This is a genomic window from Maritalea porphyrae (assembly GCF_027213965.1).
Taxonomy (GTDB): Bacteria; Pseudomonadota; Alphaproteobacteria; order Rhizobiales; family Devosiaceae; genus Maritalea; species Maritalea porphyrae_A.
Genome location: NZ_JAPWGX010000003.1, coordinates 740,448 through 756,226, shown reverse-complemented (window position 1 = coordinate 756,226; position 15,779 = coordinate 740,448). Strand labels below are relative to the sequence as shown.

The following is a 15,779-nucleotide window of genomic DNA, read 5'->3' as shown; positions in this document are numbered from 1 at the left end:
GACAATTTTTCTCTTAGTGATACTTTTTATAAAAATGATATCACATTTTTCGAAATAGCCAAGATGTTTGAAAATTTTCGTGATGTGGCAGGGAGTTTGAATTGAGTCGACCTAACGAATATGTGAATCTGATCGTCGGCGTTTGCGACATCAATGGATTGTTGCGGGGCAAACGCCTTGCCGCTTCCTCAATGGAAAAAGTGCTAAAAGAAGGCATTCGCATGCCCACTTCGTCGTGTTCTGTTGATATTTGGGGGAACGATATTGAAGATAGTCCACTTGTTATGGCTAGCGGTGATCAAGATGGTATCTGTTTAGCAACCAGTCGCGGTGCCGTTCCATTAGATTGGAGCGATCGGCCAACAGCTTTGATCCCAGTAACCATGCACGATGCAGAGGGTGTCCCATATCTTGGTGACCCACGAAATGCCTTGGCCGACGTGTTGAGCAAATACGAACAGATGGGGCTAACACCAGTCGTCGCGACTGAATTGGAATTCTACCTGGTTGATAACTCCGGTCATCGGCCAACGCCGCCAAACTCGCGCGAACTTGATTTTTCCCAGAATGATGTGCTTTCGCTGGATGCTATTGCGGATAATTCTAAGTTTCTGGACGCTTTGTACGATTCCTGCATGCTACAGGATATCCCAGCGGATGCTGTTATCTCTGAGGGTGGTGCAGGGCAGTTTGAAGTGAACCTGAACCACCAAGATGATGCCCTGAAAGCGGCCGATGATGCCCTTTATTTCAAGCGCGCGGTCAAAGGTATTGCTCAAAAACACGGCATGGCAGCGACATTTATGGCTAAGCCATACATAAACCGCGCGGGCAACGGCTTTCACATGCACTTCTCGGTTTTGGATCGAGACGGGAACAATGTTTTCGACGATGGCACTGAAGATGGTAGCGACGTCATGAGGTCTGCCATTGCCGGACTGCTTTCAACAATGGAAGAATCTACGCTGATTTTCGCGCCACATTACAATTCCTACCGTCGCTTTGCTGAAAATACGCACGCACCAACCGGGATATCGTGGGGATATGAGAACAGAACTGCAGCAATCCGTATTCCCGGCGGTCCGCATCAAGCGCGACGGATAGAGCATCGCGTCGCTGGCGGCGATACCAACCCATATTTGGTCCTGGCTGCAGTGCTCGGCGGCGCTTTGCATGGCATAAAGAGCAAATTGTCGGCGCCAAGCCCAGTTGTTGGGAACGCATATGAGAAATCTGAAAACTTCATTCCAACCAATTGGCAAGCCGCAATAGACGCGTTTTGTGGCGGCAAAATCTTGCCCACCATATTCAGCGAGCAAATGATCGAAAACCTAAGTTCCTGCAAGCAGCAAGAATTAAACCAAATTTTTCGGCAAGTGACGGACCGAGAGTTCGCCAGTTATTTGGAGACCGTTTGATGAGCCTCGCAAACACGAGTTCAAGTGAACAAGAGCACGTCAATTCCTACTATGCTGCATCAGCCAATCCGGCGCCAAACCGCCCTGCTTTGGTGGGAGAGTTTCAGACGGACATTTGCGTTGTCGGCGCAGGTTATTCCGGCCTATCTACGGCGCTTCATTTGCTTGAGCGCGGATATAAAGTAGCGGTGGTCGAAGGGGCAAAAGTTGGATGGGGCGCTTCTGGCCGCAATGGCGGGCAAATCGTCAACGGGCTCAATGCAAGTCTAGACACCATCCAGAAACGCTATGGTGACGAGTTTGCAGGTTTTGTCGGAGGTCTGGTCACCGAAGGCGGCAAGATCATTCGCGAACGGATTTCAACCTACGACATCAAGTGTGACCTGAAAGAAAAGAACGTTTTTGCGGCGTTTACTCAAAAGCAAATGCGTGAATTGGAAGCCAAAAAAGCGCTATGGTCTAAGCACGGCATGAACGACCATGAGATGCTAGATAAGGCGCAGATTGCGACATACGTCAAAACGGATGCTTATGTTGGTGGCTTGGTCGACCATTCGGGCGGCCATATGCACCCGCTCAACCTAGCACTTGGCGAAGCGGCGGCCATTGAAAAACTCGGCGGCAAAATCTTTGAAATGTCACGAGTCATATCGACGCAAAAAGCGGACGCAGACCAACTTGTTTTAACTGATCAGGGCCAAATTCGATGTAAGACCATCGTCTTTTGCGGAAACGCTTACCTGGGCGATGCATCACGCAAACTAAAATCGCGAGTCATGCCCGTTTCAACACAAATTATGGCGACAGAGCCGCTATCAGATGACATCGCAAATGGTATATTGCCAACCGACACCTGCGTCGAAGACGTGCGCTACATTCTAGATTATTATAGATTGTCTGCAGATAAGCGCTTGTTGTTCGGCGGCGGTACGGTCTATGGCGGCACAGATCCAGCGGACATTGTGGGAAAACTTCGCCCGAATATGCTCAAGCTATTTCCGCAATTGGCAAATACCAAAATCGACTACGCTTGGAGCGGAAACTTTGCGCTTTCGTTTAGCCGCGTTCCGCAGTTAGGGCGTTTGGACAATAATACCTATTTTGCGCATGGATACTCGGGCCATGGCGTCACCGGCTCTCACTTGTTTGGCCGGATTCTGGCAGAAGCAATCGATGGCGATATGTCTCGATTTGACGTTTTTTCAAGCGTACCTTGGATTCCATTTCCGGGAGGGAGGCTCCTTCGGGTGCCATATTCGACAATGGGATCTTGGTACTACGCACTAAAAGACAAACTTGGAATATAAACAGTTCTGATAAAGGGAGAAGTCGGATGAAGAACAAATATGTATTGGTGCCACTAATGGCACTGGCAACAACAGTTGGGGCACAGGCGGAAACGCTAAACGTCTACAACTGGTCGGATTACATTGCCGAAGATACAATCGCAAAGTTTACAGAAGCGACCGGTATCGAAGTCAATTATGACGTATATGACAGTAACGAAGTGTTGGAAGCCAAAATGCTGGCGGGTAGCGCGGGCTATGATGTGGTGGTCCCCACATCTGACTTTTTGCAGCGGCAGATCATGGCGGGCGTTTATCAAAAACTCGATTTCAGCAAACTGCCAAACCTGAAGAACATGGACCCTGACTTAATGGCCGGTGCTGCGGGCTACGACCCTGGCAACGAGCACTCAGTTATTTATATGTGGGGAACCACCGGTATTGGGTTCAATGTCGGCAAAGTGCAAGAGCTTTTGGGTGACGACGCGCCAACTAATAGCTGGGAATTGCTATTCAATCCCGAGTATTCGTCAAAACTTGCAGCTTGCGGCATCAGCATGCTCGATGCCCCAACCGAGCTGTTGCCGGCTGCTATGAACTACCTTGGGCTCGATCCTAAATCGACCGACGCAGCTGACTTTGAAAAAGGAACCGAGCTGCTTCTTAGCATTCGGCCAAACATTCGCTACTTCCACTCTTCGCAGTATATTTCAGATCTCGCGAACGGCGATATCTGCGTCTCTGTAGGTTGGTCCGGTGATATTTTTCAGGCACAAGCACGTGCAGCTGAAGCGGATAACGGCGTTGAAATTGCATATGTAATTCCAAAAGAGGGTGCATTGCAGTGGTTTGATATGATGGCAATTCCAGTGGATGCGCCAAATCCAGATGCGGCGCACAAATTCATCAACTTTGTGATGGATGCGCAAATTACCGCTGATATTACGAATTATGTTTGGTATGCGAACGGAAATGCGGCTTCTGTGCCGTTGGTGGACCCAGATATCACTGGCGATCCTGCTATTTTCCCAACTGCTGATGTAAAGAAAAAGCTCTGGAGCTCAACAGTTTACGGTCAAAAAACCGACCGCATGATCACGGGTCTTTGGACTAAGATCAAAACTGGTCAATAATAGCGAATATTGGAGAGGCGGTTTCCGCCTCTCCGTTTTATGGATAAGTTTTGGGAGGAACCATGTCCGCGCAGACACAACTTGCAGCTGATGAAAAACCTTGGCGACGGCCTGGTGAAAAGCCATTTATCCGTATCAAAAAGCTAACTAAGAAATTTGGCGATTTCATCGCCGTTGATGACGTCAGCCTTGATGTATTTCGCAGCGAATTATTTTGCCTATTGGGTGGTTCTGGTAGTGGAAAATCGACGCTGCTTCGAATGCTGGCAGGGTTTGAAACCCCAACTTCAGGCACAATTGAAATCGACGGCCAAGATATGGCCGGAATTCCCTCGCACGAACGGCCAACAAACATGATGTTTCAATCTTATGCGTTGTTCCCACATATGAGTGTGGAGCAGAACATCGCTTATGGGTTGAAACGCGACGGCGTGGCTAAGTCCGAAATAGCTGACCAGGTTGCTGACATGCTTGGCTTGGTTCAAATGAGCAATTTTGGCAAGCGCAAGCCCGATCAACTTTCTGGTGGGCAACGCCAAAGGGTGGCGCTGGCACGTTCGTTGATTAAACGGCCCAAACTGCTGTTACTTGATGAACCCTTGGGCGCGCTCGACAAAAAATTGCGTGAAGAAACGCAGTTTGAACTAATCAAAATACAAGAAAGCTTGGGCATCACTTTTATGGTGGTTACCCACGATCAAGAAGAGGCGATGACGCTTGCCACTCGCATTGGCGTCATGAACTATGGTGAAATCGTCCAGGTGGGCGAACCTCCCGAGATTTACGAATACCCAAACACGAGATTTGTTGCCGATTTCATCGGCTCAGTGAATATGTTTGAAGGGCGCGTGAAGGAAGACGATAAAGACTTTGTGCGCATAGAGTCTCAAGAGGCAGGTACAGAGATTTATGTGGGGCACGGCGTTAGTTGTTCACCTGATCAAAAACTCTGGTTTGCCATTCGCCCTGAGAAACTCATTTTGAATCGAAAACGACCTGACGGCGATTCCAACATCCTTAAAGGCATGGTGGAAGACGTTGCCTACATGGGCAATCTGAGTGTGTTCCGCATCAAGCTTGATAGTGGAAAGGTTGTGAAAGCAACACAATCCAATCGTGTTCGCAGAGATGATGAAGCAATTTCTTGGGATGAAGAAGTCTATCTAACCTGGGACGAAACGGCTGGGGTGGTGCTCCAATCATGACAGAATCGATCGTCAACTCAAAACCGTTTCAGTGGACTGCTAGGTTTCTTGCCCGATTTGGCTTGAGTGGAAAAGGACTGGTGATTGCAGTCCCAACGCTTTGGTTGCTCGTATTCTTTCTGATTCCGTTCATCGTTGTTCTAAAAATCTCCTTCGCCGAGGCGATGATTGCGCGCCCCCCATATTCCAAACTCGTTCAAGGCACTGAATCAGGTTTTGCGCTGAATTTCAGCTTTCTTAGCTATCAGTATTTGGTTGAAGATGGTTTGTACCTCGCGGCCTATGGGTCTTCGTTGCGCATCGCATTCTTTTCAACCATTTTTGCGCTGTTGGTTGGATACCCGATGGCATATTTCATTGCGCGATCAAGTGGACGGTGGCGCAACATCTTGTTGATGTTGGTAATTATGCCATTTTGGACGTCTTTTTTGCTTCGTGTCTATGCATGGATAGGCATCCTGAAGGGCAATGGATACATCAACAATCTTTTGATGAGCATTGGCATCATCAATGAACCATTGGTAATGATGCAAACAGATTTTGCTGTCTATATCGGCATTGTCTACACCTATTTGCCCTTCATGATTCTGCCGCTATACGCCAACCTGGTTAAACTGGATGGGTCATTGCTTGAGGCCTCAAGCGACCTCGGTGCGCGGCCGTTCACCACTTTCTTAACAGTGACATTGCCATTGTCTCTCCCGGGGATGTTGGCAGGCTGTATGCTTGTTTTCATTCCCGTCGTTGGTGAGTTTGTAATTCCCGCTCTGCTCGGTGGGCCTGACACAAATATGATCGGGCGTGTGCTCTGGGATGAGTTTTTCCGGAATCGCGATTGGCCGACCGCCTCAGCTGTCGCCATCATCATGCTGTTGGTGTTGGTGTTGCCGATTATGCTTTTGCAAAAAGCTCAAGACGGCCAAAACCGATCAGAAACGCTGTAGGAGTTGTTATGACAAAGAGATTCAGGTTCTTACCCATCGCAACGTTCTTGGGATTTGCGTTTCTTTACATCCCCATCATTGTTCTTGTGGTGTTTAGTTTCAACAAATCAAAACTGGTAACGGTTTGGGGGGGCTTTTCAACACACTGGTATGGTGAGCTGTTGCAGGACCCCCAAATATTGGGCGCCGCCTGGATCAGCCTTCGCATTGCCTTTATCAGTGCGTCCTTGGCACTGGTGCTTGGCACACTTGCGGCATTTGTGCTGACACGGCTGGGACGGTTCTGGTTCAAGCCAATGCTCAGCGGGATGACAGCCGCGCCCTTGGTGATGCCAGAGGTGATTACCGGTTTGTCTCTGTTGCTTCTATTTGTTGCAATGGAATCAATGTTTGGATGGCCGGCAGGACGCGGATTTACGACAATTGTTATCGCCCATACGACGTTTTGCTTGGCCTATGTAGCCGTTGTTGTGCAATCAAGGTTGAGCGATATTGACGAGTCGATTGAAGAAGCGGCGAGGGACCTTGGTGCCAAGCCCGTGCGCGTTTTCTTTGATATCACCCTGCCCACCATCGCCCCGGCATTGATGTCTGGCTGGCTTTTGTCTTTCACCTTGTCGTTGGACGATTTGGTGATCGCCAGCTTTGTGTCGGGTCCGGGGGCATCGACCTTGCCGATGGTGATTTTTTCCAAAGTCCGCTTGGGCGTTAGCCCTGAAATCAATGCGTTGGCCAGCTTAATGATTGGTGTGGTCGCACTTGGCGTGGGACTTGCCGCCTGGCAACTGCTCAAATCGCCAAGAACGAAGCCTGTGGAGTGAGCGTGAAACTTAAACGGTGATCTAAGAACACAAGCGGTGCGTAAATCTCTATAGAAAAGAGGAGCGCCATGCAAAGTTTGGGTCAGAGTTTTAATGCGTTGGTCATAGGGGCAACCGGTGGAATTGGTGGAGCATTCCTTGAACAATTGGAAGCACACGGCAATTGCCAATATGTGGCACGTTTGGATCGTGCGAATTTCGAAGGCTTCGATCTGAGGACAGAGTCCTCAATTATTGAAACGAGCAACCACTTTCAAAACGAAGGGGCGTTGTTTGACCTGATAATAGACGCCACTGGTGCACTTGAAATCGACGGCAAAAGACCCGAGCGCGCCTTTGCCGAAATTGATCCTGCAAACATGGCCGCGCATTTTGCGATCAACGCCATTGGAACAGCGCTAATCATTAAACACTTCGCGCCATTGATGCGCCCGGGCGAACGATCGGTCTTTGCAACGCTCGGCGCTAGAGTTGGTTCAATTGAAGACAATAAACTTGGTGGTTGGGTGAGTTATAGGGCCGCAAAAGCAGCTAAGAATCAAATTGTACGTACCGCATCAATCGAAATACAACGGAAACAGAAACAGCACATTTGTGTCGCGCTGCACCCCGGCACAGTGGCTACGCGACTATCTGAAAACTACAACACGCCAAGCGAAAAATTCACGCCACTTATAGCCGCGAAGAAACTGCTGAGCGTCATTGATGGATTGGTACCAAATGACAGCGGATATCAGTTCGCCTATGACGGCAGCCGAGTGCAAAGTTAAGTCAGCAATTTCAGAGAGTTGTTTTTGGCTCCTCAGGCAAGACTCGAACTTGCGACAAATCGGTTAACAGCCGATTGCTCTACCAACTGAGCTACTGAGGATCACCAAACATTCCTGATGATCAGGTGAGACGGGGTTTAACTGTTTTGAACGGGCTTGCCAAGACCTTTTTTGCCATTTTTTCAAACTTTTTTGTTTGTATCGACCAAATTAGGTGGTTCGGGCACTTAGTTTAATTAAGTCGCTAATTTTGTTGACGTTCTTGAATGGATCTTCAGGGTGTGACGACAAAAAATCAATGTAACCAACTTCCAGTTTATCCAAATATCCTCGAACCGAGTTGTTTCGCGCGCCCGACCTTGTTGCTCCAATTCTTGATGCAGCTCCGCAGCGCCACAAACTGCAAGTGGGGTATTCCTGATCACCATACCGGGCCACCACCACATCACTGATTTGCATGAGGGGCACGGCCTGTTGAACAAAATCGCTCGGGAAAAGCGGGCTATCAATCGGAACAATCAGCAAATAGTCGTTCTGATCTGTTGCGCCCAAACTCTTTGCCCATTCAAAACCAGCGTAGATACCGCCCAGCGGGCCAATCTGTGGATCAAATTTGTCGGTTAATCGCGCAACATTTTCAGGCAGTGACGAACGCTCACTATCTGGTGCAAAAGTAATGCTCAAGAAATCAGATTGCGGAAAAATCTGATTGTAGACGAGGGTGGCGAGGTTTGTATTTCCCAGCTTTAGCTGGGCTTTGTCGACGCCGCCCAATCGCACGCCACCACCACCTGCAAGCATTACGCCGAATATCGCCATGGCTGAACCTTAGAAACCCTATATGATAGTTGCCATTTCTTAGGTTATTTTCGCGAAGGGCACCAGTGCAACCTTTAAGCGCCCCGAAGCTGTTTTTAAGCTACTAATTCGACGCGAGCGGAATCAAGCAGGATCGAATTGAACGTCTCATGCGCATCAAGATTGACCAAGTGACCCGAGCCATTGATTTTGTGCAGCGTTGCGTTTGGTATGAGTTCTGCAAACTGTTCAGCTTGTTTGGCCGTTCTATCGAAAAACTCGCCCACAACAACGTCGGTCTGCACGGGTATTTTCGGCAGCTGTTTTTTGCCGTTCCAATCAAGCGCCGCGAGCATTATATCGCGCGCCAAAACGGGTTCTGCAGTCGGAGGTAAAACAGAATCCAAATACAAATTCGATTCGATTGAGTGCTTTCCGTGTAGATCCAGAATGTGCTTGCGCAGCCGTTCCCACGGCGTCGAACGCAATATGACTTTAGCCAACTGCAAGGACAGCGTATCGAGCAAGCCATCGCCAGAGCAATAGTTGGTTTCGACCAAAACCAAACGAGCAACAAGATCAGGTCGCCGGGCGGCCACAATTTGAGCAATTATGCCACCGAAAGAGTGACCGCACAGGGTTACGGGGCGCCCGATGTTGGCGATATATTTCAGTGTATCTTTGGCCCAAGTTTCAATTATGCTGTCGCGCGCAATTTTGCGCGTCGTTGTTCCATATTCGAACACACTCACGGCGTGTTCTGGCGATAGCTTTCTAAACTGTGGCGCAAACTGGTCTGCATCCAAAAGTGTCCCAGGCAAAAATACGAAGTGCTGTTTCACTTGCCGCCCCCCCCAAAAAAAACCAAAAAAGTACTTAAATGCGCCGCGGCACAATAATTGCCGCGTCTCAGGACCTTAAGTCAAAAACTTGATAAATGTAAAGTATTGGGCACGGAAAAGCGCATCAAACCAACAGCAATTGGTCGATAGATCGTTGTAAAGCACAGGAGAATTGCGCCGTCACAATTGATGCAAAAAAGTGGGAATTGTTGGAGGCCACGCCCGGAATCGAACCGGGGTACACGGATTTGCAATCCGCTGCGTCACCACTCCGCCACGTGGCCTCATAACGACAGCGTTGCTATACCAAACGCAAACTGGTTTCAAGAGATTGTTGAGCACTTCGCTTTTAAAGTTGCGCGGCTTTGGCACAAATCCCCAATAAATTGATTTCCCATCGCTTGCATATCAGTAGATACGGCGATATTGAGTTCATCAAGACGCAATGCCAAAAGGAATCTAAAATGGACTTTGAACGCGCACGCACGGCAATGGTTGATAGTCAAATTCGTCCGAATGCGGTTACGGATTTTGACATCATTAGAATCATGAGCGACGTACCAAGAGAAAATTTTGTTCCTGCAGGGCAACGACAACTTGCATATTTGGATCAGCACCTCACACTGTCTGACCAACGTAAGATGATATCGCCCATGCGACTTGCACAATTGATCCAATTGGCAGATTTCAAAAAGACGGACATCGTATTGGATGTGGCATGTGGCACTGGCTACGCCGCTGCCATCATTGCAGGACTAGCCGGATCTGTTGTGGCAATAGATGATCAGGCTGGTTTGGTCGATGAGGCAACCGAAATCTTGGCTGATCTTGAAATCGGAAATGTCGCGGTACTAAACGCTGATTTGCGAACTGGTTGCAGCAAAGAAGCGCCATTTGATGTGATTTTCATTGAAGGTGCGATAGAGAGCCCAACTCTCGAACTCAAAGAACAATTGGCTGATGGAGGCCGTATCGTCTGCGTGGAGCCTGCAAACGGAGTGCTTAGCGCCGTGGTCTACACCAAGAGCGGCTCCGATATCGCGCGACGCGAAGCATTTAATGCAACGGTGCCTCAATTGGCCGCGTTTTCAAGCGTCGCTGAGTTCAGTTTATAGAAAATTTACTGTAGGGACTTGATTATGTCCATAACCCGCCCAACTTGGGGTAGGTGGTGTTGCGTCGAAGCTACATGGCAGAGTAAATAAAATTATTAATGAAAAGTTAATTTTCATTCTTGTGTAATTCGGTGCATATTATGGGCGCTTGGAACAGTTCGGGGTATTTGTTGTGTTATTGAAGCAGTCTATTTTAGCGGCGGCACTAGTGTCGGTCACCTTTTCCGGTTTTGCGCGTGCTGAAAGCCTAACCAACGCGCTGGCAAAAGCTTACACAAACAATCCGGCAATGGCCGCAGCACTTATTAGCGTCAAGCTAGCTTCTGAGGACATCGTGTTGCGCAAAGCGGGGCAACGGCCTCAAGTAAACCTTTCGGGCACAACTCAATACAGTTGGGCAAGCGTTGGTGGCAGTACCACAGCCAATACCAACACAACATTGAATTTGCAGTACAACCAGCGCTTGTTCGATGGTTTTAAAACCGCAGCTCAGATTGATCAGGCGCGTGCCTATGCGAACGCGACGACACACAGCTTGCGCAATACCGAACAAAACGTTCTTTTGTCTGCCGCAACGGCCTATATGGACGTGGTACGAGACACAAATCTTGCTAGCTTGCGAGCTGACAACGTAAAATTCTTGCGTGCCCAAGTCTCTTCTGCGCGCAACCGATTGAATATTGGTGAGGGCACAAAAATTGACGTCGCTCAAGCTGAGGCACGTCTTGCCCAATCTGTTGCCGCCTACAAGTCAGCAGTTAATTCCTTGCGCACGTCGCAAGCGAGTTATGTGCGTTGGATGGGCTCTAAGCCATCTGGTTTGAACTCAAACTTCAAATTTGGCAATGTTTTGCCACGCTCTCTTGATGAAGCTTTGCGTTCTGCAAAAGCCAACCACCCGGCGATTCAAACGGCGATGGCGCAGGTAGAAGCCGCAAAATTTGGTACAGATGCTGCTATGCGGGCTTTCGGTCCTACTCTTGATCTTATTGGCTCAATCTGCGCGATCGACTGCGGCGGCGGTTCTTCACAGGGCACTTCTGGGTCCATTCGTTTGACCTTGGCGATTCCCATCTATCAAGGCGGTGCATTGGGCGCATCAGCACGAAAAGCAAATCTATCGCATATCAATGCTGAGGTAGACGCAAGAGCAACAGTTAATCAGGTCGAAGAGGCCGTTATTTCTGCTTGGTCGGGATTGCAGTCGTCGATTGCATTGATTGAATCTGCAAATGCTGCAGTTCGTTCAAGTCAAATCGCACTTGATGGTGTGATTGAAGAGCGCAACGTTGGTCAGCGCACAACTCTTGATGTTCTAAACGCCAGAGCTGAACTCACCAGTGCCAATGAATCTTTGTACACTGCTCAACGAAACAAAGTGGTTGCTGCATTTTCACTCGTCTCTGCTGCTGGCAAACTAGACGCAGCTTCATTGCACTTGCCCGTAACAATTCAGTCAGCTGATGGCTACCGGGCGCGTGTAGAAGACATCTGGGGCGAATTGCGCGAATAACTCAACTAATTGGTGGAAAACGCTGTTTTTGCACGTCGACTAGACTAACAAGTTAATATCTCGCACAATAAGCTTTAATAGTGCGAATCGCGTCGTGTATTTGATGTGCTTGTTGCTTCGCACGATTGTGAGGCCAAGATGAATCAACCTGCGTCTAAAGACCCATCGATGGACGAAATACTGTCTTCTATTAGGCAGATCATTGCAGATGATGAACCGCCCGCCGATGAGCCGGCGGCGGCACCAGAAATGTTGGCAACCGAAATCACGGCCGACGACGAGCCCGAGAGCCTGACTGCAATGGTGGAGGAGCCGAAACAAGCAGCTAAAGCCGCTCCGCCAGCGCCAGCAAAAAGCGTTTCGCCTCCCGAAGAGGATGAAGAAGTGCCTCTTGCCCTTGGTGCCGAGCAAATGCTTAACCCACCAAACACCAAGGCCGGTATGCCTGACTTGCCTGACGATGATGGCGACGAGGCTCCCTTGGCGCTGAGTGCTGATCAAATGCTAAATCCACCTAAGGCGGAACCAAAAAGTGCTCCCGCTGATGATCTTGTGCGCGCCGCACCGTCGCCGGAAGAATTTGTCGCCGAGTTTGGTGATGATGTCTCCGAAGATGTGGCAATGGTGGTTCCAGACGATATTGCCTTTATCAATGACGACGATTCAGAAGAAGAGTCGGTTGCTATGGATTTAGATGATCTGACAACCGATGTGGACTTGGCTTCGCTTGATGATGCAGTTCCGGCGCAAGAACCAGAACCTGAAGAAGAGATTCCGGCCAGCCCTTTACCTGATCCCACTTTAACAACGCAAATCTCTGAAGAGTTGTTAGAGCCCGCGACCCAAGCCGCCGCTTCTAGCGCCTTCAGTCAGTTGGATGCACTAACCCTTTCTGGCGGTAACGGCCAAACGGTCGAAGACTTGATCCGAGAAATGTTGCGTCCAATGCTTAAAGGCTGGCTAGACGAAAACTTGCCGGGCGTGGTTGAAAAACTGGTTCAACGCGAAATTGAACGTGTTTCTCGCGGTAATCGCTAATCCAAATTGGCTTTTTAGCGGCTGACCTGTTGACAGGGCGGCTCGCCTTGGCTTTACACCTAAATCAAAGTATTTCAGCTGTGGGCAGTCCTTGCCCATGGCAGACAAAGGCTGTGCGACATGATTGATAAGAGCTACAACCCACAAGAGGTTGAAAACCGGATTTATGACGGCTGGACCAGCGAAAACCTGTTTGCGGCAGGGGCTGGCGCTAAAAAGGGGGCAGAGAGCTATACAATAGCCATGCCACCCCCAAACGTCACCGGTGACCTTCACGTCGGGCACGCGCTTACCTTCACCATTCAAGACTTGCTGGCCCGCTTTGAGCGGATGCGTGGCAAAAATGTTCTATGGCAACCGGGCACTGACCATGCAGGCATCGCTACGCAAATGATTGTTGAGCGCCAATTGATGGAAAATCAATTGCCATCACGTCGCGAACTTGGTCGTGAGAAGTTCTTGGAAAAAGTCTGGGAATGGAAAGAAAAAAGCGGCAACACAATTGTGTCGCAACAAAAGCGCCTTGGCGCATCCGCTGATTGGTCGCGCCAACGCTTCACAATGGACGAGGGCATGTCCGAAGCGGTGCTGAAGGTATTTGTTCAGCTGCACAAAGAAGGCCTGATCTACAAAGATAAGCGATTGGTCAACTGGCATCCGGTTTTGCAAACAGCCATTTCTGATCTTGAAGTAGAGAACATCGAAACCAACGGCCACATGTGGCATTTGCGGTATCCAATTGAGGGCACAGACGAAACCATTGTTGTTGCCACAACGCGCCCCGAAACAATGCTGGGTGATACCGGCGTTGCCGTGCACCCAGACGATGAGCGATACAAGCACCTTGTTGGCAAGATGGTAGTGTTACCGCTAACTGGACGCAAAATTCCGATCGTTGCAGATGAGCACGCTGATCCTGAACAGGGGTCTGGTGCCGTGAAGATTACGCCTGCTCATGATTTCAATGACTTTGAAGTTGGCAAGCGCAATAATCTTGAACAGATCAACCTTTTCACCGTTGATGCGAAAATCAATGACGAAGCACCTGAGGCCTATCGCGGCCTAGACCGTTTTGAAGCGCGCAAAAAGGTCGTCGCTGATCTTGATGCCCTGGGCGCGTTGGTTGAAGTTGAAGAAAAGGTTATTGCCGTTCCATACGACGAAAAGTCAAAGCAGGTCGTGATCGAACCCTATTTGACGGACCAGTGGTACGTGGATGCGGTAACCCTTGCAAAGCCTGCGCTTGCCGCAGTTAAAGAAGGGCGCACCAAATTCGTTCCGAAAAACTGGGAAAATACCTATTACGCTTGGATGGAAAATCTTCAGCCTTGGTGTATTTCACGCCAATTGTGGTGGGGACATCAAATTCCAGCTTGGTACGGGCCAGACGACGAAGTGTTTGTGGCCTCATCAGAAGCAGAAGCGCAAGCGGCGGCTGATGCGCACTACGGGGCGCCGACAGAAATCAAACGTGATGAAGACGTGCTTGATACATGGTTTTCTTCAGCACTTTGGCCGTTTTCGACCCTTGGCTGGCCTGAAAAGACCGAAGAATTAGCGACCTATTATCAAACAAACACTTTGGTTACCGGCTTTGACATTATTTTCTTCTGGGTGGCCAGAATGATGATGTTTGGTATTCATTTTATGGACGAAGAGCCGTTTGAGAACGTTTATGTTCACGCACTTGTGCGGGACGAAAACGGTCAGAAAATGTCTAAAACCAAAGGCAACGTAATTGATCCATTGGTGCTTTTTGACGAATATGGCACCGACGCCACGCGCTTCACTTTGGCCGCGATGGCCGCACAGGGCAGGGACATTCGCTTGTCTTTGTCGCGCGTTGAAGGCTACCGCAACTTTGTCACTAAAATCTGGAACGCCGCCCGTTTCCTTGAAATGAACGAGTGCGTTCGCGTTGAAGGCTTTGATCCCAATTTGGTCAATTCAACCCTTAATAAATGGATCTTGAGCCGTACAGCGAAAGCCGTTGCTGAAGTTGAAAAGTCAATTGAAACCTTCCGTTTTAACGAGTCTGCAAATGCGGCCTACGATTTTGTTTGGGGCACATTCTGCGACTGGTTCGTTGAGTTGGCCAAGCCAGTCTTTAACGGCGAAGATGAGGCGCTAAAAGCTGAAACGCGCGCGACAGCCGCCTACGCACTTGACCAAATCTTGGCCCTTTTGCACCCATTCATGCCGTTCGTCACCGAAGAGCTTTGGGCGCAGACCGGCCAACAAGGTCCTGCACGCAAAAAGCAACTCATCATATCTGAGTGGCCACAATTGTCGGCGCTCGTTGATGACGCTGCTGAAGGCGAAATGACTTGGTTGATCGATTTGATATCGGGAATTCGATCAGTCCGCGCAGAAATGAATGTGCCTGCAAGCGCAAAAGTGCCGCTTGTTGTGGTCGGCTCGGATGCGACTACTCAGTCGCGGTTGCAAAGCCAAGAACCAATGGTCAAACGTTTGGCACGTATTGCGGATGTATCCTTTGCTGATGCAGTTCCAAATGAAGCGGCACAATTGGTCTTGAATGAAGCAACATTCTGCTTACCACTTGCCGGTGTCATCGACATCTCTGCCGAAAAAGAACGTTTGGGCAAAGACCTTGCGAAGTTGGACAAGGAAATCGATGGTGTCGATCGCAAACTGGCGAATGAGCAGTTCATATCAAAAGCGCCCGAAAGCGTTGTGAATGATCAAAAGCAACGACGTGATGATGCAAAAGCAAAAAAAGAGCGTGTTGAAGCTGCACTTGCACGACTTGGCTAGTATGGTTGGCTTTTGCCAAGCGGATATGTCATAAATTTGCAACACCGCGGTAAAAATCACTCGAATGTGAAAGGCGGCCACATTTTGACGATGTGGTCGCCATTTTTTTAACCCAATG

Annotated in this window: 13 protein-coding genes and 2 tRNA genes; 11 read left to right on the top strand and 4 right to left on the bottom strand. The window is 49.2% G+C overall.

Going from position 1 to position 15,779, the window contains the following annotated elements:
* Positions 1-101 precede the first annotated feature (101 nt).
* The 7 genes from O4H47_RS12530 (at position 102) to O4H47_RS12500 (ending at position 7,577) form a co-directional block, all read left to right on the top strand.
* Positions 102-1,418 (top strand): glutamine synthetase family protein, encoded by a 1,317-nt coding sequence (locus O4H47_RS12530; protein ID WP_269394315.1) that lies wholly within the window; start codon positions 102-104, stop codon positions 1,416-1,418.
* The gene (locus O4H47_RS12525) at positions 1,418-2,725 is read left to right on the top strand and encodes an NAD(P)/FAD-dependent oxidoreductase (RefSeq protein WP_269394314.1); all 1,308 of its coding nucleotides are present in this window, start codon (positions 1,418-1,420) and stop codon (positions 2,723-2,725) included. The genes O4H47_RS12530 and O4H47_RS12525 overlap by 1 nt, the downstream gene beginning before the upstream one ends.
* Positions 2,726-2,751: 26 nt before the next feature.
* The gene (locus tag O4H47_RS12520) at positions 2,752-3,837 is read left to right on the top strand and encodes a polyamine ABC transporter substrate-binding protein (RefSeq protein ID WP_269394313.1); all 1,086 of its coding nucleotides are present in this window, start codon (positions 2,752-2,754) and stop codon (positions 3,835-3,837) included.
* A gap of 62 nt (positions 3,838-3,899) precedes the next feature.
* On the top strand, positions 3,900-5,042 hold the full coding sequence (locus tag O4H47_RS12515) for an ABC transporter ATP-binding protein (protein ID WP_269394312.1): 1,143 nt from the start codon (positions 3,900-3,902) through the stop codon (positions 5,040-5,042).
* On the top strand, positions 5,039-5,986 hold the full coding sequence (locus O4H47_RS12510; protein WP_269394311.1) for an ABC transporter permease subunit: 948 nt from the start codon (positions 5,039-5,041) through the stop codon (positions 5,984-5,986). The genes O4H47_RS12515 and O4H47_RS12510 overlap by 4 nt, the downstream gene beginning before the upstream one ends.
* An 8-nt stretch (positions 5,987-5,994) precedes the next feature.
* Positions 5,995-6,807 (top strand): ABC transporter permease subunit, encoded by an 813-nt coding sequence (locus O4H47_RS12505; RefSeq protein ID WP_269394310.1) that lies wholly within the window; start codon positions 5,995-5,997, stop codon positions 6,805-6,807.
* 68 nt (positions 6,808-6,875) lie between these two features.
* Positions 6,876-7,577: an SDR family NAD(P)-dependent oxidoreductase gene (locus O4H47_RS12500; protein ID WP_269394309.1), complete on the top strand. Its 702-nt coding sequence runs from the start codon at positions 6,876-6,878 to the stop codon at positions 7,575-7,577.
* A 25-nt stretch (positions 7,578-7,602) separates the two neighbouring features.
* On the opposite strand, the gene O4H47_RS12495 is transcribed toward O4H47_RS12500, so the two are convergent.
* From O4H47_RS12495 to O4H47_RS12480, 4 genes are all read right to left on the bottom strand, one after another.
* Positions 7,603-7,678: transfer RNA gene (locus O4H47_RS12495), tRNA-Asn, on the bottom strand.
* 109 nt (positions 7,679-7,787) lie between these two features.
* A complete protein-coding gene (gene mobA / locus O4H47_RS12490) occupies positions 7,788-8,396 on the bottom strand; it encodes a molybdenum cofactor guanylyltransferase (protein WP_269394308.1) in 609 nt (202 codons plus the stop codon).
* Positions 8,397-8,491: 95 nt separating this feature from the next.
* Positions 8,492-9,217: an alpha/beta fold hydrolase gene (locus tag O4H47_RS12485; protein ID WP_269394307.1), complete on the bottom strand. Its 726-nt coding sequence runs from the start codon at positions 9,215-9,217 to the stop codon at positions 8,492-8,494.
* A gap of 210 nt (positions 9,218-9,427) precedes the next feature.
* Positions 9,428-9,501, bottom strand: a tRNA-Cys gene (locus tag O4H47_RS12480).
* Positions 9,502-9,681: 180 nt separating this feature from the next.
* Between O4H47_RS12480 and O4H47_RS12475 the strand changes: the two genes are divergently transcribed.
* The 4 genes from O4H47_RS12475 (at position 9,682) to O4H47_RS12460 (ending at position 15,661) form a co-directional block, all read left to right on the top strand.
* Positions 9,682-10,332: a protein-L-isoaspartate O-methyltransferase family protein gene (locus tag O4H47_RS12475; protein ID WP_269394306.1), complete on the top strand. Its 651-nt coding sequence runs from the start codon at positions 9,682-9,684 to the stop codon at positions 10,330-10,332.
* A 208-nt stretch (positions 10,333-10,540) separates the two neighbouring features.
* Positions 10,541-11,845 carry a TolC family outer membrane protein gene (locus tag O4H47_RS12470; RefSeq protein ID WP_269394305.1) on the top strand — a complete coding sequence of 435 codons (1,305 nt, stop codon included), beginning with the start codon at positions 10,541-10,543 and terminating at the stop codon, positions 11,843-11,845.
* A gap of 138 nt (positions 11,846-11,983) precedes the next feature.
* A complete protein-coding gene (locus O4H47_RS12465; RefSeq protein ID WP_269394304.1) occupies positions 11,984-12,883 on the top strand; it encodes a DUF2497 domain-containing protein in 900 nt (299 codons plus the stop codon).
* Positions 12,884-13,003: 120 nt separating this feature from the next.
* Complete coding sequence (locus O4H47_RS12460; protein WP_269394303.1) at positions 13,004-15,661, top strand: valine--tRNA ligase; 2,658 nt, start codon at positions 13,004-13,006, stop codon at positions 15,659-15,661.
* Positions 15,662-15,779 lie beyond the last annotated feature (118 nt).

What these genes read in the sequence shown, in the direction of transcription:
- O4H47_RS12525 (WP_269394314.1), top strand. Translation starts at nt 1,418, where the DNA reads ATGAGCCTCGCAAACACGAGTTCAAGTGAACAAGAGCACGTCAATTCC.
- O4H47_RS12520 (WP_269394313.1), top strand. Translation starts at nt 2,752, where the DNA reads ATGAAGAACAAATATGTATTGGTGCCACTAATGGCACTGGCAACAACA.
- O4H47_RS12510 (WP_269394311.1), top strand. Translation starts at nt 5,039, where the DNA reads ATGACAGAATCGATCGTCAACTCAAAACCGTTTCAGTGGACTGCTAGG.
- O4H47_RS12500 (WP_269394309.1), top strand. Translation starts at nt 6,876, where the DNA reads ATGCAAAGTTTGGGTCAGAGTTTTAATGCGTTGGTCATAGGGGCAACC.
- O4H47_RS12465 (WP_269394304.1), top strand. Translation starts at nt 11,984, where the DNA reads ATGAATCAACCTGCGTCTAAAGACCCATCGATGGACGAAATACTGTCT.
- O4H47_RS12460 (WP_269394303.1), top strand. Translation starts at nt 13,004, where the DNA reads ATGATTGATAAGAGCTACAACCCACAAGAGGTTGAAAACCGGATTTAT.
- O4H47_RS12475 (WP_269394306.1), top strand. Translation starts at nt 9,682, where the DNA reads ATGGACTTTGAACGCGCACGCACGGCAATGGTTGATAGTCAAATTCGT.
- O4H47_RS12515 (WP_269394312.1), top strand. Translation starts at nt 3,900, where the DNA reads ATGTCCGCGCAGACACAACTTGCAGCTGATGAAAAACCTTGGCGACGG.
- mobA (WP_269394308.1), bottom strand. Translation starts at nt 8,396, where the DNA reads ATGGCGATATTCGGCGTAATGCTTGCAGGTGGTGGTGGCGTGCGATTG.
- O4H47_RS12505 (WP_269394310.1), top strand. Translation starts at nt 5,995, where the DNA reads ATGACAAAGAGATTCAGGTTCTTACCCATCGCAACGTTCTTGGGATTT.